The sequence below is a fragment of the Leifsonia sp. SIMBA_070 genome (assembly GCF_046534635.1).
Lineage (GTDB): Bacteria > Actinomycetota > Actinomycetes > Actinomycetales > Microbacteriaceae > Leifsonia.
In genome coordinates, this window is sequence record NZ_JAWRYK010001079.1 from 1 (window position 1) to 229 (window position 229).

1 protein-coding gene is annotated in these 229 nt (G+C 70.7%); it reads left to right on the forward strand.

The annotated features are described in order from the left end of the window. Window positions 1-229 (forward strand): hypothetical protein (locus SB754_RS23465; protein WP_410784631.1); only part of this gene is annotated, 229 nt, incomplete at both ends.

Genomic DNA, 229 nt, shown 5'->3' on the forward strand with positions numbered 1-229 from the left:
GCAACGTCGTCGGCGCGCTCTTCGCCGTCTTCGCCCTGACAATCAGCGTCGTGTCCTTCCCGCTGCTGGTCGACCGGCATGTCGGCGTGGCGACGGCGATCGCCACATCCGCCAAGGCGGTCGCGGCCAATCCGGGGCCGATGGCGGTCTGGGGCCTGATCGTCGCCGCCGGGCTCGTGATCGGCTCGCTCCCGCTCTTCGTCGGGCTCGCCGTCGTGATGCCGATCCT